The sequence below is a fragment of the Streptomyces mobaraensis NBRC 13819 = DSM 40847 genome, from assembly GCF_017916255.1.
Taxonomy (GTDB): Bacteria; Actinomycetota; Actinomycetes; order Streptomycetales; family Streptomycetaceae; genus Streptomyces; species Streptomyces mobaraensis.
Window position 1 is genome coordinate 5,587,382 of record NZ_CP072827.1, and the last position, 23,725, is coordinate 5,611,106.

General features: G+C 74.8%; 18 protein-coding genes. 13 read left to right on the plus strand and 5 right to left on the minus strand.

The window, feature by feature from the left end:
* Positions 1 to 37: 37 nt before the first annotated feature.
* On the plus strand, positions 38 to 736 hold the full coding sequence (locus J7W19_RS24200) for a response regulator transcription factor (protein ID WP_004945377.1): 699 nt from the start codon (positions 38 to 40) through the stop codon (positions 734 to 736).
* 15 nt (positions 737 to 751) lie between these two features.
* Positions 752 to 2,152: a sensor histidine kinase gene (locus tag J7W19_RS24205; protein WP_004945375.1), complete on the plus strand. Its 1,401-nt coding sequence runs from the start codon at positions 752 to 754 to the stop codon at positions 2,150 to 2,152.
* A 12-nt stretch (positions 2,153 to 2,164) separates the two neighbouring features.
* Here the strand turns inward: J7W19_RS24205 and J7W19_RS24210 are convergent, their stop codons facing one another.
* Complete coding sequence (locus J7W19_RS24210; protein ID WP_004945371.1) at positions 2,165 to 3,160, minus strand: TAXI family TRAP transporter solute-binding subunit; 996 nt, start codon at positions 3,158 to 3,160, stop codon at positions 2,165 to 2,167.
* Positions 3,161 to 3,317: 157 nt separating this feature from the next.
* Here J7W19_RS24210 and miaB point away from each other — a divergent pair, with 157 nt between their 5' ends.
* Entirely contained in the window at positions 3,318 to 4,841 is a 1,524-nt protein-coding gene (miaB, locus tag J7W19_RS24215) for a tRNA (N6-isopentenyl adenosine(37)-C2)-methylthiotransferase MiaB (RefSeq protein WP_004945368.1), read from the plus strand.
* Between the two features lie 27 nt (positions 4,842 to 4,868).
* Complete coding sequence (locus tag J7W19_RS24220; RefSeq protein ID WP_004945366.1) at positions 4,869 to 5,588, plus strand: class III extradiol dioxygenase subunit B-like domain-containing protein; 720 nt, start codon at positions 4,869 to 4,871, stop codon at positions 5,586 to 5,588.
* A gap of 198 nt (positions 5,589 to 5,786) precedes the next feature.
* Here J7W19_RS24220 and J7W19_RS24225 read toward each other — a convergent pair whose 3' ends face one another.
* Both J7W19_RS24225 and J7W19_RS24230 read right to left on the minus strand, forming a co-directional pair.
* Complete coding sequence (locus J7W19_RS24225; protein ID WP_411848845.1) at positions 5,787 to 6,023, minus strand: antitoxin; 237 nt, start codon at positions 6,021 to 6,023, stop codon at positions 5,787 to 5,789.
* A 79-nt stretch (positions 6,024 to 6,102) separates the two neighbouring features.
* Positions 6,103 to 6,384 (minus strand): hypothetical protein, encoded by a 282-nt coding sequence (locus J7W19_RS24230; protein WP_004945361.1) that lies wholly within the window; start codon positions 6,382 to 6,384, stop codon positions 6,103 to 6,105.
* A 181-nt stretch (positions 6,385 to 6,565) separates the two neighbouring features.
* Here J7W19_RS24230 and miaA point away from each other — a divergent pair, with 181 nt between their 5' ends.
* The 6 genes from miaA (at position 6,566) to hflX (ending at position 14,742) form a co-directional block, all read left to right on the plus strand.
* Positions 6,566 to 7,504 carry a tRNA (adenosine(37)-N6)-dimethylallyltransferase MiaA gene (gene miaA / locus J7W19_RS24235; RefSeq protein WP_004945358.1) on the plus strand — a complete coding sequence of 313 codons (939 nt, stop codon included), beginning with the start codon at positions 6,566 to 6,568 and terminating at the stop codon, positions 7,502 to 7,504.
* A gap of 106 nt (positions 7,505 to 7,610) precedes the next feature.
* Positions 7,611 to 8,069, plus strand: coding sequence for a hypothetical protein (locus J7W19_RS24240; RefSeq protein WP_004945356.1), 459 nt, complete (start codon positions 7,611 to 7,613; stop codon positions 8,067 to 8,069).
* A 227-nt stretch (positions 8,070 to 8,296) separates the two neighbouring features.
* Positions 8,297 to 9,181 carry a diaminopimelate epimerase gene (gene dapF, locus J7W19_RS24245; RefSeq protein ID WP_004945353.1) on the plus strand — a complete coding sequence of 295 codons (885 nt, stop codon included), beginning with the start codon at positions 8,297 to 8,299 and terminating at the stop codon, positions 9,179 to 9,181.
* Between the two features lie 193 nt (positions 9,182 to 9,374).
* Positions 9,375 to 11,522 carry a RelA/SpoT family protein gene (locus tag J7W19_RS24250; RefSeq protein WP_004945350.1) on the plus strand — a complete coding sequence of 716 codons (2,148 nt, stop codon included), beginning with the start codon at positions 9,375 to 9,377 and terminating at the stop codon, positions 11,520 to 11,522.
* A gap of 105 nt (positions 11,523 to 11,627) precedes the next feature.
* The gene (locus J7W19_RS24255; protein WP_004945348.1) at positions 11,628 to 13,094 is read left to right on the plus strand and encodes a M1 family metallopeptidase; all 1,467 of its coding nucleotides are present in this window, start codon (positions 11,628 to 11,630) and stop codon (positions 13,092 to 13,094) included.
* A gap of 151 nt (positions 13,095 to 13,245) precedes the next feature.
* Positions 13,246 to 14,742: a GTPase HflX gene (hflX, locus tag J7W19_RS24260; protein WP_004945346.1), complete on the plus strand. Its 1,497-nt coding sequence runs from the start codon at positions 13,246 to 13,248 to the stop codon at positions 14,740 to 14,742.
* Between the two features lie 63 nt (positions 14,743 to 14,805).
* On the opposite strand, the gene J7W19_RS24265 is transcribed toward hflX, so the two are convergent.
* A complete protein-coding gene (locus J7W19_RS24265; RefSeq protein WP_004945344.1) occupies positions 14,806 to 16,014 on the minus strand; it encodes a trypsin-like serine peptidase in 1,209 nt (402 codons plus the stop codon).
* Positions 16,015 to 16,277: 263 nt separating this feature from the next.
* Here J7W19_RS24265 and J7W19_RS24270 point away from each other — a divergent pair, with 263 nt between their 5' ends.
* The 3 genes from J7W19_RS24270 (at position 16,278) to J7W19_RS24280 (ending at position 21,809) form a co-directional block, all read left to right on the plus strand.
* Positions 16,278 to 17,795, plus strand: coding sequence for an aminotransferase class III-fold pyridoxal phosphate-dependent enzyme (locus J7W19_RS24270; protein WP_004945341.1), 1,518 nt, complete (start codon positions 16,278 to 16,280; stop codon positions 17,793 to 17,795).
* Complete coding sequence (locus tag J7W19_RS24275; RefSeq protein ID WP_004945339.1) at positions 17,747 to 19,702, plus strand: IucA/IucC family protein; 1,956 nt, start codon at positions 17,747 to 17,749, stop codon at positions 19,700 to 19,702. Before J7W19_RS24270 ends, J7W19_RS24275 begins: the two co-directional genes overlap by 49 nt.
* A gap of 94 nt (positions 19,703 to 19,796) precedes the next feature.
* Positions 19,797 to 21,809 (plus strand): ATP-dependent DNA helicase, encoded by a 2,013-nt coding sequence (locus J7W19_RS24280; RefSeq protein ID WP_004945335.1) that lies wholly within the window; start codon positions 19,797 to 19,799, stop codon positions 21,807 to 21,809.
* Between the two features lie 241 nt (positions 21,810 to 22,050).
* Here the strand turns inward: J7W19_RS24280 and lexA are convergent, their stop codons facing one another.
* Entirely contained in the window at positions 22,051 to 22,836 is a 786-nt protein-coding gene (lexA, locus tag J7W19_RS24285) for a transcriptional repressor LexA (protein ID WP_004945332.1), read from the minus strand.
* Positions 22,837 to 23,725 lie beyond the last annotated feature (889 nt).

Genomic DNA, 23,725 nt, shown 5'->3' on the forward strand with positions numbered 1-23,725 from the left:
GGCGGGCGGCACGCGGACGGAAGGCGACGGAGGACGAGTGAGACTGCTGCTGGTGGAGGACGACGACCACGTCGCCGCGGCCCTGTCGGCCGTACTGGCCCGGCACGGCTTCGCCGTCACCCACGCCCGCAACGGCGAGGAGGCCCTGCAGGCCCTGCTGCCGGGTGACGCCGCGCCGTTCGGCGTCGTGCTGCTCGACCTCGGCCTGCCCGACCAGGACGGGTTCGAGGTCTGCGGCAGGATCCGCAAGCGCACCGGCATCCCCGTCATCATGGTGACCGCGCGGGCCGACACCCGATCCAAGATCCACGGCCTGAACCTGGGCGCCGACGACTACGTCGTCAAGCCCTACGACACCGGCGAACTGCTGGCCCGCATCCACGCGGTGGCCCGGCGCACCCCGCAGGGCCCGGGCCCCGGGCCGGACGACGTGCCGGGCAGCACCCTGCGCCTGGGCGGCCTGACCATCGAACTCCCCACCCGCCGCGTCTCCGTGGACGGGCTCGCGGTCCCGCTCACCCGCAAGGAGTTCGACCTCCTGGCGCTGCTCGCGCAGCGGCCCGGCGTCGTCTTCCGCCGGGAGCAGATCATCAGCGAGGTGTGGCAGACCAGTTGGGAGGGGACGGGCCGGACGCTGGAGGTGCACATCGCATCACTCCGGGGCAAACTGCGCATGCCCGCGCTGATCGAGACGGTCAGGGGCGTCGGCTACAAAATCGTCGTCCCCTCGGCGTGACGGCCGGCCACCTCCGTGCGCGCCCGACTCCTCCCCCTGCTCATCGTCCTGATGGCCGGCGTGCTGCTCGCCCTCGGCCTCCCGCTCGGCGCCGGCCTGGCCAATGTGCAGCAGCAGCGGCTGGTGGTCGACCGCATCGACGACACCGCCCGGTTCGCCGCGCTCGCCCAGTACGTGGCCACCCGGCCGTTCGAGACGCCCGCCGACGTGGACGAGCGGCTGATCACCCTGCGGGCCGAACTCAACCGCTACGAGGACCTCTACGGCATACACGCCGGCGTCTACTACCGGAACGGCAAGGCCATGGCCGCGGCCCCGCTCGGCTGGGAGGGCCCGCCCGACGCGGAGGGGCGGCGGGCGTTCCAGGAGGCCCTGGCCGGGCGGCGCAGCCACGACCCCGAGCAGGTCTGGCCCTGGGACCACCGCCGGCTGACCGTCGCCTCGCCGGTGATCCGCGACGGCGACGTCGTCGCGGTCGTCGTCACCGACTCGCCCACCGGGGCGATGCGCTCGTGGATCCTGCACAAGTGGCTGCTCATCCTGGCGGGGGAGTCGGCGGCGATGCTGCTCGCCGTCGCCGCCGCGTTCCGGCTGACCGGCTGGGTGCTGCGGCCCGTCCGCACCCTGGACGCCGCCGCGCACAACATGGCCACCGGCCACCTCAACTCCCGGGTGGTGGTCGACCAGGGGCCGCCGGAACTCCGGCGGCTCGCCCGCTCGTTCAACGAGATGGCCGACAACGTGGAGGAGTCGCTGGAACAGCAGCGCGCCTTCGTCGCCGACGCCTCGCACCAGCTCCGCAACCCGCTCGCGGCGCTGCTGCTGCGGATCGAGCTGCTGGCGCTGGAACTGCCCGACGGGCACGAGGAGATCGCCTCCGTGCGCACCGAGGGCAAACGGCTGGCCCGGGTGCTGGACGACCTCCTCGACCTCGCCCTCGCCGAGCACGCCGCGAGCGACCTCCAGCTGACCGACGTCGCGGAGCTCGTCACGGACCGGGTGGGCGCCTGGTCGCCGGTGGCCGAACGGGAGGGCGTCGCCCTCGCCTACACCGGCCCGGCGGCGGCCACGGGCTGGGCCGACCCCGTCGCGCTGTCCAGCGCGCTCGACGCCGTCGTGGACAACGCCCTCAAGTTCACCCCGGAGGACGGCCGGGTCGAGGTGTCCCTGGAAGCGGCGGGGGACCGCGTCGTCGTCGCCGTCACCGACGAGGGCCCGGGGCTGACGGACGAGGAACTCACCCGTGTCGGCGACCGCTTCTGGCGCAGCGGCCGGCACCAGAACGTCTCGGGGTCCGGCCTCGGCCTCTCCATCGCCCGCACCCTGCTCACGGCCGGTGGCGCGGACATCCGCTACGGGCACAACGAGCCGCACGGGCTGCGGGTCGTCATCGACGTACCGCGCGAACGCCCTTGAGCGGGCGCCGTGTCAGGGCTTCGTCGACACGTAGTACCGCCGCGCCCCGGAGTGCAGCGGCAGCGGATCGGTGAAGACCGCCGTGCGCAGGTCCACCAGCTGCGCCGCGTGCACCACCTGCCCGATCCGGTCCCGGCTCGCTATCACCGTGCGGGTCACGCCCTCGGTGAGGCGCGCGTCGGTGTCCTCGGTGGTGATCAGCAGGTTCGCGACCGCGATGGTCTTCACCACCTCGGTGGCGCGCATGTCCGGGTAGGCGTCGGCCGGCATCACCGCGGCCCGGTAGAACCGCGTCTCGCGGCCCAGGGTGCGCAGCGGTCCGATCATGTCGCCGAGCTGGACGAGCCGTACCGGCATCCGCCGGCTGAGCGACAGGACGGCATTGGTGGGCAGCCCGCCCGACCAGAAGAAGGCGTCGATGTCGCCCTTCTCCAGGAGGTCCGGCATGCGGTCGATGCCGACCTGGACGGGGGTGATGTCCTTGGCGAAGTCCAGGCCCGCGGCCTTGAACAGCCTCCTGGTGATCAGCTGCACCCCGGAGCCCTCGGCTCCCACGCCGACCTTGAGCCCCTTGAGGTCCCGGATGGACTGGGCCGGGGCGTCCCGGGGCACCACCAGCTGCATGTAGTCGTCGTAGAGGCGGGCGCAGGCGCGCAGCCGGTCGCCGCCCGGGCGGTCGTTGTCGACGTAGTCCGCGGCGGCGTCGGCGGTCGCGATCGCGAAGTCCGCGTCGCCACTGGCGAGCCGCCGCAGGTTGTCGACGGAGCCGGTGCTGAGTCGCAGGCGGACGTCCAGCGCCGGGAGGTCGCGGTGCAGGTCCTCCTTGAGGAGGGCGCCGTACTTGGCGTAGACGCCGGTCGGCACCCCGGTGGCGACGGTGATCCGGCCGCCGGGCACCGGGTCCTCGGGCGGGGCGGCCAGCGACCAGGTCAGCAGCGCGAGCAGGGCGGCGGACAGGGCGCCCGCCCATACGGTGCGGCGCCTGCCCAAGGGGGTACGGGGGGCCATGGGCGGATCCTGCCAGCGCGCGCCGGGGGACGCCAGGGCCGCGCGGGCTCTTCGCGGGAGGGAACCGTCACCGGGACCGGGCCGCCGCGGACCGGGAGCGGAGCGGGACATTCCGGCACGGAGGAGGTCCTCCGGGACACCGCCTACCCTTGTGTGCATGACCAGCAGCGACCGGAGCCACGACGTGCCCTCGACCAAGACCTATCTCATCCGCACCTACGGGTGCCAGATGAACGTCCATGACTCCGAGCGGCTCTCCGGCCTGCTGGAGGACGCGGGCTACGTCCGCGCCCCCGAGAACACCACGGAGGGCGACGCCGACGTCGTCGTCTTCAACACCTGCGCCGTCCGCGAGAACGCCGACAACAAGCTGTACGGCAACCTCGGGCGGCTGGCCCCGATGAAGACCCGGCGCCCCGGCATGCAGATCGCCGTCGGCGGCTGCCTGGCGCAGAAGGACCGCGACACCATCGTCAAGAAGGCGCCGTGGGTCGACGTCGTCTTCGGCACGCACAACATCGGCAAGCTGCCCGTGCTGCTGGAGCGCGCCCGGATCCAGGAGGAGGCGCAGGTCGAGATCGCCGAGTCGCTGGAGGCGTTCCCGTCCACCCTCCCGACCCGGCGCGAGAGCGCGTACGCCGCCTGGGTCTCGATCTCCGTCGGCTGCAACAACACCTGCACCTTCTGCATCGTCCCCGCGCTGCGCGGCAAGGAGAAGGACCGCCGGCCCGGCGACATCCTGGCCGAGGTGGAGGCGCTGGTCGCCGAGGGCGTCAGCGAGATCACCCTGCTCGGGCAGAACGTCAATGCCTACGGCTCCGACATCGGCGACCGCGAGGCGTTCTCCAAGCTGCTGCGCGCCTGCGGCAAGATCGAGGGCCTGGAGCGCGTCCGCTTCACCTCGCCGCACCCGCGCGACTTCACCGACGACGTGATCGCCGCGATGGCCGAGACGCCCAACGTGATGCCGCAGCTCCACATGCCGCTCCAGTCGGGCTCGGACACCGTCCTGAAGGCCATGCGCCGCTCGTACCGCCAGGAGCGCTTCCTCGGCATCATCGACAAGGTGCGCGCCGCGATGCCGGACGCCGCGATCTCCACCGACATCATCGTCGGCTTCCCGGGCGAGACCGAGGAGGACTTCGAGCAGACCATGCACGTGGTCCGCGAGGCCCGCTTCGCCCAGGCGTTCACCTTCCAGTACTCCAAGCGCCCCGGCACCCCGGCCGCGACCATGGACGGCCAGATCCCCAAGGAGGTCGTGCAGGCGCGCTACGAGCGGCTGGTGGAGCTCCAGGAGCGGATCTCCTGGGAGGAGAACAAGAAGCAGGTCGGCCGGACGCTGGAGATCCTGGTCGCCGAGGGCGAGGGCCGCAAGGACGACGCCACCCAGCGGCTCTCCGGCCGGGCGCCCGACAACCGGCTGGTCCACTTCACCAAGCCGGACGAGCCGGTCCGCCCGGGCGACGTCGTCACCGTCGAGATCACCTACGCCGCCCCGCACCACCTGCTGGCCGAGGGCCCGGCGAAGGGCGTGCGCCGCACCCGCGCGGGCGACGCCTGGGAGAAGCGCAACGCCGCCGCCGCGGCGAAGCCGAAGGGCGTGCTGCTCGGCATCCCGACCATCGGCGCCCCCGCGCCGTCCCCGGCCCCGGCCGCCGCGGGCTGCGGCTGCGACTGAGCACGGCGAGGGCTTAAGGTTCCGAGCATGCTCGTCGCCGCCGCCGTGTGCCCCTGCCCGCCGCTGCTCGTACCCGAGGTCGCCGCCGGGGCCGCCCCGGAGCTGGACCCGCTGCGGGCCGCCTGCCTGGACGCCGTCGCCGTCCTCGCCGCCGCCCGGCCCGACCGCCTGGTCGTGGCCGGACCGGCCCCGGAGGACGGCGCGGGCGGCTATCCGGCGGGCGCCCGCGGTTCGTTCCGCGGCTTCGGCGTCGCGCTCGACGTCCGGCTGGGCCGGGGCGACGCCGGGGACGGTACGGACGGGCGGACGCTGCCGCTGTCCCTCACCGTCGCCGCCTGGCTGCTGGAGCGCACCGGCTGGTCGGCCGCCCCGGTGACCGGCCTCGGCGTGGCCGAGTCGCTCGCCCCCGCCGACTGCCTCGCCGCCGGCCGTGAACTGGCCGCGCGGGACGAACGCGTCGCGCTGCTGGTCATGGGCGACGGCAGCGCCCGGCGCACGGTCAAGGCGCCCGGCTACCTCGACGAGCGGGCGGAAGGCTTCGACGCGGCCTCCGCGGCGGCCCTGGGCTCCGCCGACACCGCCGCCCTCGCCGCCCTGGACCCCGCCACGGCCCGCGAGTTGCAGGCCGTCGGCCGGCCCGCCTGGCAGGTGCTCGCGGGCGCGGCGGAGGGCGCGGGACTGAGCGGCCGGCTGCTGCACGAGGAGGCGCCGTACGGGGTGGGCTACCACGTCGCGGTCTGGTCCTGAGCGTCCGGTCCTGAGCACCCTGTCCTGAACGACCGCTTCCGGCCGCCTCCGGTCGCGAGCGTCCGGCCGGTGTGAGCGCCGCCCGGAGGGCCCCCGCATACGGCGACGGCCGCGGAGCGAGCTGCTCCGCGGCCGTCGCCGTACAGGGAGTCCTCCCGGACCCGGACGAGGCAGGCCCTCCGGACCCGGACGAAGCGGTCAGGAAGCCGGGGAACCGGCGCCGCCCCCGGGACCCTCGGACTTCGGGCCTCCGGAACCCGGTCCGTCGGTCTCGGCGAGCCGGCCGAGCGCCTCCTTGGCCTTGTCGGCACCGGTCCGGATCTGGTTGCTGTACTTGCCGTCGGTCTTGGCGTCGACCATCCGCGCGGCCTTGTCCAGCCCCTGCCCGATCTTGTCCCCGTGCTGTTGCACGAGGCCGCCGACCTTGTCCTTCATCGGACCGATTGTGGCCTTGAGATCGTCGAACAGGCCCATGGGCACCTACCCTCGCTTCGTTCCGCGCGCGGTCCGCGCACTACTTGCGGGCGCCCTCACCGGCCTCGCTGTCCGCCGCCTCGTCCGCGGACTGCTGCTTGGGGATGTCGACGCCCTCGGCGCCCTCGCCCCCCTCGCCACCCTCGGCCGCCCCGGTCTCCTCGGCGGAGCCCGCCGCGGCGGCCCCGGTGGCCGTCGCGCTCGTGCCGGCCGCCTCGTCCGTCCCGGTCCCGCCGTCCGGTTCCGCCGTCAGGGTGTCCGTCGCGGCCTCCTCCGTTGACGCCTGCGACGGCTTGCGGCGAAGCCATGAAAACACGCCCATATCTACTCCATTACCTTACTGGTGTGAGCGAAATCCCGGGTCGCCCGGAGCGTCCCATTGCGCGCTCGCGGGCTCCGGCCCGTGAACCGGCGGTCGGAACCTCGCAACAGGCAACGAGACCGGAAGCGTCGCGTCACGTCGCTCGTTCGAGGGGAGGCCCGGTGTTTGCGAGACTGGTGAGGTGAGAAAAGCAGCCCCCGCACCGCAGGTCATCGCCGTCGTAGGCCCCACCGCGGCCGGCAAGTCCGACCTCGGCGTCGCGCTCGCGCGGCACCTCGACGGAGAGGTCGTCAACGCCGACTCCATGCAGCTCTACCGCGGCATGGACATCGGCACCGCCAAGCTGACGACCGAGGAGCGGCAGGGGATCCCCCACCGGCTGCTCGACATCTGGGACGTCACCGAGGCGGCGAGCGTCGCCGAGTACCAGCGGCTGGCCCGCGCCGAGATCGACCGGCTGCTGGCCGAGGGCCGGACCCCCGTGCTCGTCGGCGGCTCCGGCCTGTACATCAAGGGGGCCATCGACGCCCTGGAGTTCCCCGGCACCGACCCGGCCGTCCGCTCCCGCCTGGAGGACGAGCTGGCCGAGCTAGGGCCGGGCGCGCTGCACGCCCGGCTGGCCGCCGCCGACCCGGACGCGGCCCGTGCCATCCTCCCCGGCAACGGCCGCCGCATCGTCCGGGCGCTGGAGGTCATCGAGATCACGGGGAAACCGTTCACCGCCAACCTGCCCGGCGAGACGCCCGTCTACGACGCCGTGCAGATCGGCGTCGACGTCGAGCGGCCCGAGCTCGACGAGCGGATCACCAGGCGCGTGGACGTCATGTGGGAGGCCGGACTGGTCGACGAGGTCCGCGAACTGGAGCGGGCGGGACTGCGCGAGGGGCGCACGGCGTCCCGCGCGCTCGGGTACCAGCAGGTGCTCGCCTTCCTCGCCGGCGAGTGCACCGAGCGGGAAGCGCGCGACGAGACCGTACGCGCCACCAAGCGCTTCGCGCGCCGGCAGGACTCCTGGTTCCGCCGCGACTCCCGCGTCCACTGGCTCAGCGGCGCCGCCGACCGGCGCGCGGAACTCCCGGAACTCGCGCTGGCGTTGGTCGAACGGGCGGTCACAGCCTGATCACGTGATGGCATCGGGACGCGCCACGTGTCATCGGGGTCTGTCCGACCGTGCCATCATCAGTCTTCGATCGAGCCGTGAAGTCCGGTTGGGAGGGCGCGTGGCGATGGAGGCCGGCCCTCGTGACAGACCGCAACAGCCGCTCCAGGACGGGCCCGGCGGCCTCACCCCGGACGGCCCCGACGCCACGGACGGCTCCGTTCCGGAGCCGGGCGCCGGTGGTGCGGCGGAGTCCTTCCGCGAGCTGCGGCCCCCGCGCCGGCTCCGCGTCTGGCAGGTCGCGCCGATCGTCGTGCTCGCCGTGGCCGGCTCCCTGATGTTCGCCTTCCCGCTCGCCTTCGAAGTCGGCGACGGCGGTCCGGTCGTCGCCATGCTCGGCCTGCTCATCTGCGGCTGTGCCGCCGGCTGGGGCGTGATGGCGGCCCGCCGCGTCGGCTACACCTGGCCCGGCCTGCCGCCGCGCGGCTCCGGCCGCCGCCCGGACTGGCGGTACGTGGCCGCGTACACCGCCGTCGTCGTGCTGGCGACGGTCCTGGCCGTCTGGCGCGTGGCGCGGCTGCGCTGACGGCCCGGACGGGGCCGGAGGACGGGCGGGACGGGCGAGTCGTCGCGCGGGTCGGCCGGGCTCGTCGTACGTCGCCGCGTCCGGCCGGGTGCCGATCCCGGGAACGGCCCCGGTCCCCGGCGTCCGGAGGGGCGGCCCGGGCGCCGGGAGGCTTCGGCGGGGTCTCCTGGCCCGCGCCGCGCGGGACCGCCGGACGGCCCGCCCGCCGCCCGCCGTACCATCGACACGTGAGCACCGCGCAGACCGCCTTCCTCAAGGGCCACGGCACCGAGAACGACTTCGTGATCATCCCGGACCACGACGGGCTGATCGACCTCTCCCCGGCCGCCGTCGCGCGGCTGTGCGACCGCCGGGCCGGCATCGGCGCCGACGGCGTGCTGAGGGTCGTCCGGTCCGCCGCGCACCCCGAGGCGCGCGCGATGGCCGACGAGGCCGAGTGGTTCATGGACTACCGCAACAGCGACGGCAGCGTCGCCGAGATGTGCGGCAACGGCGTCCGCGTCTTCGCCCGCTACCTCCAGCGGGCCGGGCTCGTCGGGGCGGGCGACCTGGCCGTCGCCACCCGGGCGGGCGTGCGCCGCGCGCACATCGCCAAGGACGGCCCCGACGGCGAGCCGGGCCCGGTCACCGTCTCCATGGGCCGGGCGGCGCTGCCCGACGGCGAGGTGACCGTGACCGTCGGCGACCGGAGCTGGCCCGCGCGCAACGTCAACATGGGCAACCCGCACGCCGTCCTCTTCGTCGAGGACCTCGCCCACGCCGGGAAGCTGGACGACGCCCCGGCCGTCAGCCCGGCGGACGCCTACCCGGACGGGGTCAACGTCGAGTTCGTCGTCGACCGCGGCCCCCGCCACGTCGCCCTCCGCGTCCACGAGCGCGGCTCCGGCGAGACCCGCTCCTGCGGCACCGGCGCCTGTGCGGTGATGGTCGCCACGGCCCGCCGCGACGGGGCCGACCCGGCCGTCGACGGGCGGCCCGTCACCTACACGGTGGACGTCCCCGGCGGCCGGCTGGTGATCGGCGAGCTGCCGGACGGCACGGTCGAGATGACCGGTCCCGCCGTGATCGTCGCCGAGGGGCACTTCGACAGCTCCTGGTTGACCGCTTCCTGACGGCCCGGAGCCCGGTCCGGAGCCCGGTGGCGGTCTCCGCCTCATCGGTTTTCCGGATGAACGCCTCCCTCGAATGGGTGATCCGGTTCACTCTGCGCGAGAGGGGGTGAGCGGTGCGTGATGGGGTCGGTAGCATCAAGCACCGGCCCGGACGGCGTGAGCCGACCGCCGGTCGACGCTGCCGGAGGTGCCCATGAGCGCAGAGGCCACGAACGAACGCCCCAGCCGCCGCAGGCTCGGTCCCCGGATCGACCTGAGACGGCTGGGCCGCGCGGCGCTCGGCGGCTCGGGGGCCCGGGGCCGGCTCCCCGACGCCCTGGAGCACGTCGCCAAGGCGCACCGGGCCCACCACCCCGGGGCCGATCTGGACATCCTGCGCCGCGCCTACCTGTTCGCGGAGTCCTCGCACCGGGGGCAGACGCGCAAGAGCGGCGGCCCGTTCATCACCCACCCGCTCGCCGTCACCCTGATCCTCGCCGAACTCGGCGCGGAGACGACGACGTTGACGGCCTCCCTGCTGCACGACACCGTCGAGGACACCGAGGTGACCCTCGATCAGGTGGGCGAGCGGTTCGGCGCGGAGGTGCGGTTCCTCGTCGACGGCGTGACCAAGCTGGAGAAGGTCGACTACGGCGCGGCGGCCGAGCCCGAGACGTTCCGCAAGATGCTGGTGGCCACCGGCAACGACGTCCGCGTGATGTCCATCAAGCTCGCCGACCGGCTGCACAACATGCGCACCCTCGGCGTGATGCGCCCCGAGAAACAGGCCCGGATCGCCAAGGTGACGCGGGACGTGCTGATCCCGCTCGCCGAGCGGCTGGGCGTCCAGGTGCTCAAGGCCGAACTGGAGGACCTGGTCTTCGCCATCCTCCACCCCGAGGAGTACGCCGCCACCCGGGAGGCCGTCCTCGCCCACGCCGGCCGCCCGGACCCGCTCCAGGCCACGGCGGCGCGGGTGCGCGCGGTGCTGCGGGAGGCCGGGGTCACCGCCGAAGTGCAGGTCCGGCCGCGGCACTTCGTCTCCGTGCACCGGGTGCTGCTCAAGCGCGGCGAGGTGACGGCGTCGGATCTGGGGCGGCTGCTCGTCCTGGTCGGGGAGGACGCGGACTGCTACGCGGTCCTGGGCGAGCTGCACACCTGCTTCACCCCGTACATCTCCGAGTTCAAGGACTTCATCGCCGCCCCGAAGTTCAACCTCTACCAGTCGCTGCACACCGCCGTCGCCGGCGAGGCCGGCCAGGTCGCCGAAGTCCTCATCCGCACCCACCAGATGCACCGGGTCGCCGAGGCCGGTGTGATCGCCCTCGGCAACCCCTACGCCGCCGCCGAGGCCCCCGACGCGGCCGAGGGCGAACGGGCCGACCCCACCCGCCCCGGCTGGCTCTCCCGCCTCCTGGAGTGGCAGCGGTCCGCCCCCGACCCGGACACCTTCTGGACCTCGCTCCGCGACGAGCTGGCCCAGGACCGGGAGATCACCGTCTTCCGCGCCGACGGCGGCACCATCGGCCTCCCGGCCGGCTCCAGCTGCGTCGACGCCGCCTACGCGCAGTACGGGCAGGGCGGGCACACCTGTATCGGCGCCCGGGTCAACGGCCGGCTGGTCGCCCTCGGCACGGTCCTGCGCGACGGCGACACGCTCCAGCTGCTGATGTCCCCGGACACCGCCTCCGGGCCGTCCCCCGACTGGCGCGAGCACGCCCGTACGCCCGCGGCCCGGATCGCCATCGGCCGCTGGTTCGCCACCCACCCGGCGCCCGACCCCGCCGCGGACCACGGCCCGGCCGGCCCCGTCGGCCCCGCGCTGTCCCTGCCCCCCGCGGCCCGGCCCGGCGTCCGGGGGCCGGCCCCCGCGGCCCGGGAGCCGGTCGTGGTCGGCTGCGCCGAGGCGGGCCTCGCCGACGCCAGCGTGCGGCTGGCCGGCTGCTGCACCCCCGTGCCCCCCGACGAGGTCACCGGCTTCGCCGTGCGCGGCGGCGCCGTGACGGTGCACCGCGCCGAGTGCCCGGCGGTGGCGCGGATGACCGCGGCCGGCCGGCGGCGGATCGCCGTGCGCTGGCGCCGCCCCGACGGCTCCGGGCCCGGTGACTTCCGCGTCACCCTGCGCGCCGAGTCGTTCAGCCGCCCGCACCTGCTCGCCGACCTCACCGAGGCCATCGCGGCGGAGGGCGTCGCCGTCATCTCGGCGGCCGTCGAACCACCCCACGAGCAGCGGGTCCGCCACACCTACACGCTGCAACTCCCCGACGCCTCCCACCTTCCGGAGCTGATGCGCGCCATGCGCCGGGTGCCCGGCGTGTACGACGTGGGGCGCGCCGGCCGGCCCGCCGCCGCGCCCCTGTGACCGTAGTGAGCGCGGAGGCGTACGCGCCCCCGGCACACCGCCCGTACGGGTGGGGCCGCGCGCGCCGCGCCCCGGAGACGACGGCGCGCTGATAGCGGTGGACGCATGCCGCACTCTCCCGGGGCACGCCCCCCGCAGCACCGCCGCAGGCTCCGCCGCGCCGCCCTCGCCGCCGCCGTGCCGCTGCTGCTCCTGACCGCCGCCGCGCCACCGCCCGCCCCGCTGGGCATCGGCGACCGGCTCTTCCCCTACCTCGGCAATCCGGGCTACCACGTCACCGACTACGCCCTCACCTTCGACTACCGGGGGAATGACAGGCCGCTGGAGGCCGTGACCACCATCGAGGCGCGGTCCACCGAGCGGCTGGACCGGTTCAACCTGGACTTCGCCCGGGGCACCGTGCGCTCGGTCGAGGTGAACGGGGCGCGGGCCGCGTTCAGCCCCGTCGAGGAGGACCTCGTCGTCACCCCGGCCCACCCGGTGCCACGCCGCACGCCCTTCACCGTCACCGTCCACCACACCAGCGACCCGCGGGGCGGGGACGGCGGCTGGGTCACCACCAAGGACGGGCTGGTCATGGCCAATCAGGCCGACGCGGCCCACCGTGTGTTCCCGAGCAGCGACCACCCCTCCGAGAAGGCGGACTTCACCTTCCGGATCCGCGCCCCCAAGGACCTCACCGTCGTCGCCAACGGCGTCGCCGCCGGGCGCACCACCCGGGGCTCCACCTCCACCTGGACCTACCGCACCCGCCACCCCATGGCCACCGAGCTCGCCCAGGTGTCCATCGGCCGCTCCGCGATCCTGGAGTCCACCGGACCGCACGGCCTTCCGCTGCGCAGCGTCGTCCCGGTGGGCCGGCGGGACGGGCTGGCGCCCTGGGTCGCCAAGACCCCTGAGCACCTGGCCTGGCTGGAACGCAGGCTCGGCCGCTACCCCTTCGAGAACTACGGCGTGCTCCTGGCCGAGGCGACGACCGGCTTCGAGCTGGAGACCCAGACCCTCTCCCTCTTCGAGGCCGACCTGTTCACCAAGCGCTCCTTCCCCGCCTGGTACCTGGAGTCGGTCATGGTCCACGAGCTGGCGCACCAGTGGTTCGGCGACAGCGTCACCCCCCGCACCTGGGGCGACCTCTGGCTCAACGAGGCCCACGCCACCTGGTACGAGTCCGAGTACGCCGAGTCCAAGGGCGGCCGCAAGCTGGTCGACCGGATGCGCCGGGCGTACGAGTACTCCGACCTGATGCGCGCCGACGCCGGCCCGCCCGCCGCCCTCAAGCAGCCCGCGCCCGGCAAGAAGGTCGCCATCTTCCGGCCGGTCGTCTACGACGGCGGCGCCCTGGTGCTCTACGCCCTCCGGGAGAAGATCGGCGCCCGTGCCTTCGAGGAGCTGGAGCGCGCCTGGGTCGACCGCTACGCGGACCGGACGGTGACCACCGCCGACTTCGTCGCCCTCGCCTCCAAGGCTGCCCACCGCGACCTCTCCGGCTTCCTGCGGCCCTGGCTCTACGACACCGCCACCCCGCCCATGCCGAACCACCCCGACTGGAAGGCCACCGGGAAACCCGCGTGACGGCCCCCGCGCGGCATGGGACCATCGTCGGGTCGGCCGGCGCGGCGCGGGCCCCGGGAATCACGGGGGACCGTCCGGCGTTGTCGACATGTGGGCCCCCGTCCGGGGGCGCCGCCGTGCGCCAGCACGACCCGACGAAGCAAAGGATCACATGACCTCCACTTCTTCCCTTCCCCAGGACCGGCAGGACCGGCAGAGCCTCCCGGAGAGCCTTCGGGCCGACGCCCTGATGGAAGAGGACGTCGCCTGGAGCCACGAGATCGACGGGGAGCGCGACGGGGACCAGTACGACCGCTCCGAGCGCGCGGCGCTGCGCCGTGTCGCGGGCCTGTCCACCGAGCTGGAGGACGTCACCGAGGTCGAGTACCGGCAGCTGCGCCTGGAGCGCGTGGTGCTGGTCGGCGTCTGGACGTCCGGCACGGTGCGGGACGCCGAGAACTCCCTGGCGGAGCTCGCCGCGCTCGCGGAGACCGCGGGCGCCCAGGTCCTGGACGGCGTGATCCAGCGCCGCGACAAGCCGGACCCGGCCACGTACATCGGCTCCGGCAAGGCCCAGGAGCTGCGGGACATCGTCCTGGAGTCCGGCGCCGACACCGTCGTCTGCGACGGTGAGCTCAGCCCCGGCCAGCTCATCCACCTGGAGGACGTCGTCAAGGTCAAGGTGGTCGACCGCACCGCCCTGATCCTCGACATCTTCGCCCAGCACGCCAAGTCCCGCGAGGGCAAGGCGCAGGTCTCCCTCGCGCAGATGCAGTACATGCTGCCCCGGCTGCGCGGCTGGGGCCAGTCGCTGTCCCGGCAGATGGGCGGTGGCGGTTCGGGTTCGTCGGGCGGCGGCATGGCCACCCGCGGTCCCGGTGAGACGAAGATCGAGACGGACCGGCGGCGGATCCGCGAGAAGATGGCGCGGATGCGCCGGGAGATCGCGGAGATGAAGACCGGGCGCGACCTCAAGCGCCAGGAGCGCCGCCGCAACAAGGTCCCCTCGGTCGCCATCGCCGGCTACACCAACGCCGGGAAGTCCTCGCTGCTCAACCGCCTCACCGGCGCCGGCGTCCTGGTGGAGAACTCGCTGTTCGCCACCCTGGACCCGACCGTCCGGAAGGCCGAGACGCCCGGCGGCCGGCTCTACACCCTCGCCGACACCGTCGGTTTCGTCCGCCACCTGCCGCACCACCTCGTCGAGGCGTTCCGCTCCACCATGGAGGAGGTCGGCGACTCCGACCTCATCCTGCACGTGGTGGACGGCTCGCACCCGGCGCCGGAGGAGCAGCTCGCGGCGGTCCGTGAGGTGATCCGCGACGTGGGCGCGCTCGACGTGCCCGAGATCGTCGTCGTCAACAAGGCGGACGCGGCCGACCCGCTCGTCCTGCAGCGCCTGCTGCGCGTCGAGCGGAACGCGATCGCGGTCTCCGCCCGCACCGGCGAGGGCATCGACGAGCTGCTCGCCCTGATCGACGAGCAGTTGCCGCGCCCGGCGATCGAGGTGGAGGCGCTGGTGCCGTACACCCGGGGCGCGCTGACCGCGCGGATCCACTCCGAGGGCGAGATCCTCTCCGAGGAGCACACGCCGGAGGGCACCCTGGTCAAGGCCCGGGTGCACGAGGAACTCGCCGCGGAGCTGCGGCCGTTCGTCCAGGCCGCCTGACCCGGTACGCAGGCGAAGGGCCCGCCCCCCGAGGGGGACGGGCCCTTCGCCGTACGCGCGCCGTCAGCGCGCGGTCGCGAACTTCCGGCTGACGGCCTGGTAGATGCCCTTGGCCTCCGGGCCCAGGTGCGGACCGGCCAGCCAGCGGCTGTCGGACGGGCCGACGGAGGTGTTGGACACCAGCACCGCCTTGCCGCCCGGGCCGACGCGGAACCAGCCGCCGCCCGAGGAACCGCCGGTCATCGTGCAGCCGATGCGGTACATGGTCGGCTGCGCACTGTCCAGGGTGAGCCGTCCCGGCCGGTCGATGCAGTCGTACATCCGCTGGCCGTCGAACGGCGGCGCGGCCGGGTAGCCCCAGGCGCCCATCGAGGAGATGGACTTCACCTGCGGGGCGTCGAAGTCCACGGCGAGCGCGGTGCCGACCGTCTCCTCCAGCGACTTGCCCGAGCCCTGCTCCGGCTTCACGTGCAGCACGGCGAAGTCGTACGGGGCGCCCGCGCCGCCGCTGGACGCGCCCTGGGCGATCCACTGGCCGGAGGTCTGCGCCCAGTCCGCCCACCACACGCCGTACGGCGCGACCTGCTGCACCGGCGCGCTGTTGACCTGCGAGGCGGGCAGGCCCCGGTTGTTGTAGGACGGCACGAAGGCGATGTTGCGGTACCAGCCGCCCTTCTGGCCCGCGTGCACGCAGTGGCCCGCCGTCCACACCAGGTTGGACTTGCCCGGGTGCGCCGGGTCCTTGACGACCGTCGCCGAGCAGACCATGTGGCCCTGGGGGCTGTCGAAGAAGACCTTGCCGACCGGGGCGGCGTTGTCGCTGTACGGCCGCTTCACCTCGCGGGCCTTCACCGGCCGCGGCTCCGGGTCGGTGACCCCCTGGTCGCCCTGGGACGAACCGCCCGGGGGAGTCCCCGGAGCGTCCTTGACGGTCTTGTCACTGGATCGGGCGTCCTTCATCGAGTCGGGCTTCCAGTGCCCCTCGATGATCGGGTTGATGAAGTCCCGGGCCTCCCGCAGCCACCGGTCCTTGTCCCACTTCTTCCAGGCGCCGCCCTTCCACTTCTCCAGGTCCTGGAGAGTGAGCCCCTTGGGCAGCTTGAGCCCCTCCAGGCCCTGGGCGCTCGCCGACGCGGTGGGCTTGTCGCCGCCGGACGCGTCGTCGTCGGACGGGCCGCAGGCGGCGGTCAGCGCCAGCACGGACGCGACGGCGACCGCGGCCAGGGTGCGCGGCCCCCGTCGGCGGACGACGGGCGGGCGTTGGGATGACATGGAGTGATCTCCCCCGTTCGGTGACACATGTGCGGGTGCGTGCCGCGTCCGCGGAACTGACCGGACGGACTTGTCATGCACCGCCCCGGTGGCGGGGCAGGGACACCCTACGCCGCCGCCGCGGGGGCCGGGCCGGGGCGGCACGCCGGTGGCGATGTGGCGCGCGCCGCACCTTCCCTCCCGCACACCCGTGATCCGGACGGCCCGGCGTCGTTGGTACGTACGGGGGACGTCCGGCGTTCAACAGGAGGAGGACACAGGTCGTGGCCTTGACCCAGCCACCGGCAGTGCTCTCGGCGGGACGCGGCGCCCCGCGCCGGGAGCCGCCCGCCCGCGCGTACGCCTGCCCGCTGCCCCTCGTCCCCGCGCGCGCCCGGGGCCTGACGGTCGAGACGGCCGACGGCCGCCGCTACCTCGACTGCTTCCCCGGCGGCGGCGCCCTCGTCCTGGGCCACCACCACCCGGTGGTACGCGAGGCCGTCCGCTCCGCGCTCGCCCGCGGCGTCCCGCCGGCCGAGGTCTTCGCCGACGAACTGCGCGCCACCCTGCCCGGCCGGCTGGCGGACCGCGCCCACCTCTCCTTCTGCCCGCCGACCCGCGCGGCGGCGCTCGCGGCGGCGCGGGCGCTGGCCGAAAGCGCCGGCAGGTTCGTCGAGCTCGTCCCCGGCGGGGACGGAGCCGACGGTTCAGGCGGTCCGACGGCCGTAGGGGCGGCCGTCGGGGCCCTCGAAGACCCGGACGGCGGGGGCTTTCCCGGCGCGCTCGACCTCGCGGCCGGCCGGACGGTCACCGGCCGCCCGGGGCCCGCGCCCGGCGGGGACGGCAGAGCCGCCGCGGTCCGGGTGACCGCCTGTCGCCCAGGGGCCGGACCCGGCGGGGGAGGAGACCATCCGGCCCGCGACGCCGCGGCGGCCACGGCGCTCGTCGGGGGCTCCGGGAGCCGCGTCAGGGCGGTGCCCGGCGGGGGCGGAGGAGACGGCACGCCGCCCCGCGACGTCACCGCCACCCGGGCGCAGGCCCGTGGCCGTGCCCTCCTCGTCGCCGACGAGACGCGCACCGGCCTCGGCCGTACCGGCGCCTTCTGGGCCGTGGAGCACACCGGCCGCGCCCCGGACGCCATGATCCTCGCCGGCGCGATCGGCGGCGGGCTGCCGCTCGCCCTCGTCGTCCACGGCGACGACGTGCCCGCCGCCCTCCCGGACCGGGACGCGCACGGCAACCGGCCGGCCATGGCGGCCGGCGCGGCCACCCTGCGGTACGTCCGGGAGAACGGTCTGGCCGCACGGGCCGCGGCCCTGGGCGCGCGGATGCTCACCCGGCTCCGCCGGGCCGTCGCCGACCGCGACCCGGTCACCGGCGTGCACGGCCGCGGCCTGCTGCTGGGCGTCACCTGCGCCGACGCCACCGCCGCGGAGGCCGTCCGTCGCGCCTGCCTCCGCCGCGGCCTCCTCGTCGGAACGGACGACGACCCCCGCCTGCTGTGCCTCCTGCCGCCCCTCACCCTCACCGACGAACAGGCCGAAGCCGTACTCGACCGCCTCACCGACGCGGTCGGCGCCGTGTCCGGGGGCTCGCGGGCGGGCGGTCCGGTGGCGCCCCGGCCCGCCGCCCGGCCGCGCGCGGTCGGGGCGGTCACCGGCGGCGAACGCACGGCGTCGGCGGAGGCGGGTTCCTCGCCGGGAAGCGAACCGGCGGCAGGCGGTGCCGCCGGGCCCGTGCCGCCGGTCAGCCCATGGAAGCCCGCCACCCCACGGAAGGAGGCAGGCGCGCCCCCGGCCTGACGGCCGGCCCGCCGCACCGTATGAACGCACGCCTCGTCACGTCACTGATCCCCGCCCCGACCTCGCCGGCCGCCGTACCGCCCCGGACGGCGGCCGTCCCCTGCGCCCCCGACGACGTCCTCGGCACCCCTCACGCTCCCGACCCCCTCGACCACCCCGACCCCGCGACCGCCGCCGACAGCGCCGCCGTCGACGCCCTGCTGCGCTGCTGGGTGCGCGAGCACGACGTCGACCGGCCGCCCGGCCACTGCCTCCAACTGCCGCTCGCCACCGACGGGAACGTCCTCCACGTCCCCGTCCGCTACTGGTCGCCCACCGGGCGGCACCGGTTCGGCGCGCCGACGCTGCTGAACGCCCCCGACGGCGCCCCCGCCCTGGACGCCGTCACCCTGGCCGCGCTGCTCGGCCGGGAAGCCGCGTACAGAAGGGGCCGGGGGAGCGCGGCCGGCCTGGTCGGCCGGGTAGCCGACTCCGTACGCCGGACCGCGGCGTTCGTCGAGGAGCGCCGGGCCCGCCCGGCCGACCCCGCCACCGACGCCCTCTTCCTGCACGGGGAACAGGCGTCGTTCCTGGGCCACCCCTGGCACCCCGCGCCGCACGGCCGCGAGGGCCTCTCCACCGCCGAGTCCCCGCGCTACGCGCCCGAGTGCCGGGGCGGCTTCCCGCTGCACTGGCTGGCCGTCCACCGTTCCGTCCTGGCCGCCGACTCGGCCTGGACGGAACGCGGCCGGCCCGTCGAGGCGGCGACCCTGGCCGCCCGCCTCCTTCCTCCGGAGCCCGGACCGCGCCTCCCGCCCGGCACCGTGCCGCTGCCCCTCCACCCCTGGCAGGCACACGACGTCCGCTGCCGCCCCGCCGTCGCCGAACTCCTCGACGCCGGGCTGCTCCACGACCTGGGACCGCACGGCGCGCCCTGGTACCCGACCTCGTCGGTGCGCACCGTGCACCGCCCCGACGCCCCGGTGATGATCAAGCTCGCGCTGGGCGTCCGCCTCACCGGCCGCACCCGTGAGCCGAGCCGGGCGGAGCTGCGCCGCGGCGTCGCCCTGCACCGGCTGCTGCGCGGCGGCCTCGCCGAGCGCTGGCGGGCGGCCTGCCCCGGCGGCCTGGGCTTCGACGTGGTCCGCGACCCCGCCTGGCTCGCCGTGGACACCCCCGGCGGCGCCCCGGCGCCCGGCCTCGCCGCCGTCCTCCGGCACAACCCCTTCGGCCCCGGCGACGACGCCGTCTGCCTCGCCGGGCTGACCTCGCTCCGCCCCTGGCCGGGCCGCACCGCACCGGCCGGGCACCCGGCCGTCTCCTCCCGGCTCGCCGAGACCGTCCGCCGGCTCGCCCGGCGCACCGGCCGGCCGCCCGCGGTGATCGGCGTCGAATGGTTCCTGCGCTACCTCGGCGCGGTGGTCCGCCCGCTCCTCTGGCTCGACGGCGAGGCGGGCGTCGTCCTCGCGGCGCACCAGCAGAACACCCTCGTCCTGCTGGACCGCGACGGCTGGCCGGTCGGCGGCCGGTACCGGGGCGGTCAGCACGCCGGATTCCGGGAGTCCGCGCGGGACGCGCTCACCGCCCGGCTCCCGGCCCTCGCCGCGGCCGACGAGGACGCGTTCCTGCCGGACGGGACGGCCGACGAGCGTTTCGCCCATCACTTGGGCTGCGACAACGTCCTCGGCCTGATCGGCGCCTTCGGCTCGCAGCGGCTCGCCGACGAACGGATCCTGCTGGCGGCCCTCCGCCGGTTCCTCGCCCGCGCCGCCACCGGACCGGACGCGACGCGTTCGTCCCTGCCGCGCCGCCTGCTGGACGCGCCCACCCTGCGCTGCCCGGCCCACCTGCTGGGCGAGCTGGCCGGGGACGGTTCCGGGCCGCCGTACGTCACGATCGCCAACCCCCTTGCGGCGAACGGACGATGAGGTCGGTGGAAGGAGTGGCGCGGGGCGGCGGAAGGCGGCGGTTGTCGCGGACGGGGCCCGCGATGTCGGTGCCGCCCCGTAGGGTGGAAGGGCTATGACTGCCACCCCCGCGCCCTCCGCGTCCCCCGCCCCGTCCGGGTCCCGGCCCGACCTCACCGCCCTGCTGCACGCGGCCGTCACCGCGGTCGGCGGCACCGAGCGCCCCGGCCAGGTGGCCATGGCCGAGGCGGTGGCCGAGGCCATCGAAGGCACCTCGCACCTGCTGGTCCAGGCGGGGACGGGCACCGGCAAGTCCCTCGGCTACCTCGTGCCCGCCCTGGCGCACGGGGAGCGGGTCGTGGTGGCCACCGCGACGCTCGCGCTCCAGCGCCAGCTCGTCGAACGCGATCTGCCGCGGACGGTCGAGGCCCTGCACCCGCTGCTGCGCAGGCGCCCCGAGTTCGCCATGCTCAAGGGCCGTTCCAACTACCTGTGCCTGCACCGGCTGCACGAGGGCGTGCCGCAGGAGGAGGAAGACGGCCTCTTCGACCCCTTCGAGGCGGCGGCCCCCACCAGCAAGCTCGGCAAGGACCTGCTCCGCCTGCGCGACTGGTCGGACGAGACGGAGACCGGCGACCGCGACGACCTCACCCCGGGCGTCTCCGACCGGGCCTGGTCCCAGGTCTCGGTCACCTCGCGGGAGTGCCTGTCCGCCTCGAAGTGCGCTTACGGCGCCGAGTGCTTCGCGGAGGCGGCCCGGGAGCGGGCCAAGCTGGCCGACGTCGTCGTCACCAACCACGCCCTGCTGGCCATCGACGCCATCGAGGGCGCCCCGGTGCTGCCCCAGCACGAGGTGCTGATCGTCGACGAGGCGCACGAGCTGGTCTCCCGCGTGACCGGCGTGGCCACCGGCGAGCTCACCCCGGGCCGCGTCAACCAGGCCGTCCGGCGCGCGGCCAAGCTCGTCGACGAGAAGGTCGCCGACGCGCTCCAGACGGCGGCCGAGAGCTTCGAGCGGCTGATGGAGCTGGCCCTGCCCGGCCGGCTGGAGGAGATCCCCGAGGACCTCGGCTACGTCCTGGTGTCGCTGCGGGACGCGGCGCGGACGGTCGTGTCGGCGCTCGGCACGACGCGCGACAAGTCCGTCCAGGATGAGGACGCCGTCCGCAAGCAGGCGCTCGCCGCCGTGGAGAACGTGCACGCCGTGGCCGAGCGCATCGTCGCGGGCTCCGAGTACGACGTGGTCTGGTACGAGCGGCACGACCGCTTCGGCGCGTCCCTGCGGGTGGCCCCGCTCTCGGTCTCCGGGCTGCTGCGGGAGAAGCTGTTCAGCGAGCGGTCCGTGGTGCTCACCTCCGCCACGCTCAAGCTCGGCGGCGACTTCAACGGGGTCGGCGCCTCGCTCGGCCTCGCCCCCGAGGGCGTCACCGGCGAGGACCTGCCCGAGTGGAAGGGCGTGGACGTCGGCTCCCCGTTCGACTACCCCAAGCAGGGCATCCTCTACGTCGCCCGGCACCTGTCCCAGCCCGGCCGGGAGGGCGGCCGGGCCGACATGCTGGACGAGCTGGCCGAGCTCATCGAGGCGGCGGGCGGACGGACGCTCGGCCTCTTCTCGTCGATGCGCGCCGCGCAGGCCGCGGCCGAGGCGCTGCGCGGCCGGCTCGACACGCCGATCCTGCTCCAGGGCGAGGACACCCTCGGCGAGCTGATCAAGAACTTCTCGGCGGATCCGGCGACCTGCCTGTTCGGCACGCTCTCGCTCTGGCAGGGCGTCGACGTGCCGGGGCCGAGCTGCCAGCTCGTCGTGATGGACCGGGTGCCCTTCCCGCGCCCCGACGACCCGCTGATGAGCGCCCGGCAGCGGGCGGTGGAGCAGGCGGGCGGCAATGGCTTCATGTCCGTCGCCGCGACGCACGCCGCCCTGCTGATGGCCCAGGGCGCGGGGCGTCTGGTGCGGGCCACGGGCGACCGGGGCGTGGTGGCGGTGCTCGATCCGCGGCTGGAGACGGCGCGCTATGGGTCGTTCCTGCGCGCTTCCCTGCCGGATTTCTGGTACACGACCAACCGCAATCAGGTCCGCCGCTCGCTGGCGGCCATCGACGCGGCGGCGAAGGCGGAGAATCGCTGAGCGGGCATTTACGGTCGCAATGCGGAGGCGGGGGAATTCGGGCGCGACGCGTTGTGCGACCCGTTCCCCGCTTCACCCTCCGGCCCCTCATGGAACTCTCCCGCCTCCGTGAGGAAAGGGGGTGGCGAACACCGGCGCCGGTCCCGGGCAGGGGAGAGCCCCGGAACCGGCGCAGTGATTCCGGGGCCCGGTCTCGGCCCGCCCGGACCCGTCCGGTCCGTTCAGGCCCGTCCCGGTGCGCTCAGACCCGCCGCAGGACGGCCACGACCTTGCCCAGGATGGTGGCCTCGTCGCCGGGGATGGGCTGGTAAGCGGCGTTGTGCGGCAGCAGCCACACATGGCCGTCCTCGCGCCGGAAGCGCTTGACCGTCGCCTCCCCGTCGAGCATCGCGGCCACGATGTCACCGTTCTCCGCGACCGGCTGGCGGCGGACCGTCACCCAGTCCCCGTCGCAGATGGCGGCCTCGATCATGGAGTCGCCGACCACCTTGAGGACGAACAGCTCGCCGTCGCCCACCAGCTGCCGGGGGAGGGGGAAGACGTCCTCGACCGACTCCTCCGCGAGGATCGGGCCGCCCGCGGCGATCCGGCCGACGAGCGGCACATAGGACGCGGCGGGTTTGCCGGTGGTGTCCGTCGGCTGGGAGCTGGGCTGGTCGGAGCCACGCACCTCGTAGGCGCGGGGACGGTGCGGATCCCTGCGCAGGAAGCCCTTGCGCTCCAGCGCCATCAGCTGGTGTGCGACCGAGGAGGTGCTGGACAGCCCCACCGCCTGGCCGATCTCGCGCATGGACGGTGGGTAGCCGCGCCGCTGCACGGAGTCCCGGATGACCTCGATGACGCGCCGCTGCCGGTCCGTGAGGCCGGAGCTGTCCGCGCGGATTCCGGGTGGCCGCCCGGGGAGCGAACGGGCGGGCTTCTGCCCGTCGTTGTTCATGCTGGAGTCGTTCATCGGGTGTGTCTGGTCGAGTCGGCTCTGGGAGCGGTCCTGGGCGGTGATGGTGGCGCTGTTTGCGGTGGTGGTCACGTCGGCCCCTCTCGAAATGTTCTCCCTAGCTGGACAACGGTAGTTGCTTTCGAAAGGTTGCGCCAAACACACGTTCGAGTGAAATATCGCTGATTCGCTGACTTGATCAGGCGTGAGGGTGTACGAGCGAAGATCAATTCCGCTCCCGGCGGGCCGTGATCGCCCCGGCCGGACTTCGCGCCGGCCGCGGCCGGCGCGCGATTCCCGGGAATTCCGGGGGTTTCCCGGAGTCCACCCTTCCATGACTCCATCGCCCCACCGTTCCCGGCCGCGCGGGAAAACCGTTCTCCGGCCGCGCGGGAATTCCGCAATTCGCGGCTCCGGCAGCTCCCGAACCCGCAGGAGTGGGGCGTCATCGCCGCACGCCCGGGGTGACGACATGGTCCCGGGCGGTGCGTGGTGCGCGAGGGCATCAGTGTGGCATCCGCCCGGAGGCCGGCGCCCCCGAGGGTCCGCCGCCGCGCCGCTCGCGTACGCTCGACACCGGTCCCGCCGAGCCCGGCGTCCGACCGCGCCGCGCCCTTCGGCCGCCCCCGTCGGCGACCCCGTGGACGGCCTTCCAGGCGCCCCGCGACGAGCCGCGCGCGCCACTCCGTCCGCCGGGGCCCGACGGCCTCCAGGCGGCCGCCCGACGCCCCTCCGGAGGCCCTTTCCCGGCCCTCGCCCCAGGCCCCGCGCCGCGACACGCGCTGGGCCCGCTTGGCGACCGGACACCAGATCTAGTGGTTTGATGGCGGCAGCCGCCCACAAGTTGTGGTCGGTGGCCGATCCCGGTCATCCCCACCCATGGCCATCGCCTATGCTTGGGGCTGCTTCGCGGGGGCCCTGTCACCAGGGCCGGCCGGAGCCGTGGATCGTGCACGTCCCCCGGGTCTCCCGGGGTCTCGTC

Bases quoted from the DNA above. Each gene is read 5' to 3' on its own strand.
- J7W19_RS24240 (WP_004945356.1), top strand. From the start codon at position 7,611: ATGGAGGCCGGCCCTCGTGACAGACCGCAACAGCCGCTCCAGGACGGG.
- J7W19_RS24230 (WP_004945361.1), bottom strand. From the start codon at position 6,384: ATGGGCGTGTTTTCATGGCTTCGCCGCAAGCCGTCGCAGGCGTCAACG.
- J7W19_RS24265 (WP_004945344.1), bottom strand. From the start codon at position 16,014: ATGTCATCCCAACGCCCGCCCGTCGTCCGCCGACGGGGGCCGCGCACC.
- J7W19_RS24250 (WP_004945350.1), top strand. From the start codon at position 9,375: ATGAGCGCAGAGGCCACGAACGAACGCCCCAGCCGCCGCAGGCTCGGT.
- J7W19_RS24255 (WP_004945348.1), top strand. From the start codon at position 11,628: ATGCCGCACTCTCCCGGGGCACGCCCCCCGCAGCACCGCCGCAGGCTC.
- J7W19_RS24275 (WP_004945339.1), top strand. From the start codon at position 17,747: ATGGAAGCCCGCCACCCCACGGAAGGAGGCAGGCGCGCCCCCGGCCTG.
- miaB (WP_004945368.1), top strand. From the start codon at position 3,318: ATGACCAGCAGCGACCGGAGCCACGACGTGCCCTCGACCAAGACCTAT.
- hflX (WP_004945346.1), top strand. From the start codon at position 13,246: ATGACCTCCACTTCTTCCCTTCCCCAGGACCGGCAGGACCGGCAGAGC.
- J7W19_RS24210 (WP_004945371.1), bottom strand. From the start codon at position 3,160: ATGGCCCCCCGTACCCCCTTGGGCAGGCGCCGCACCGTATGGGCGGGC.
- J7W19_RS24280 (WP_004945335.1), top strand. From the start codon at position 19,797: ATGACTGCCACCCCCGCGCCCTCCGCGTCCCCCGCCCCGTCCGGGTCC.
- J7W19_RS24220 (WP_004945366.1), top strand. From the start codon at position 4,869: ATGCTCGTCGCCGCCGCCGTGTGCCCCTGCCCGCCGCTGCTCGTACCC.
- J7W19_RS24225 (WP_411848845.1), bottom strand. From the start codon at position 6,023: ATGAAGGACAAGGTCGGCGGCCTCGTGCAACAGCACGGGGACAAGATC.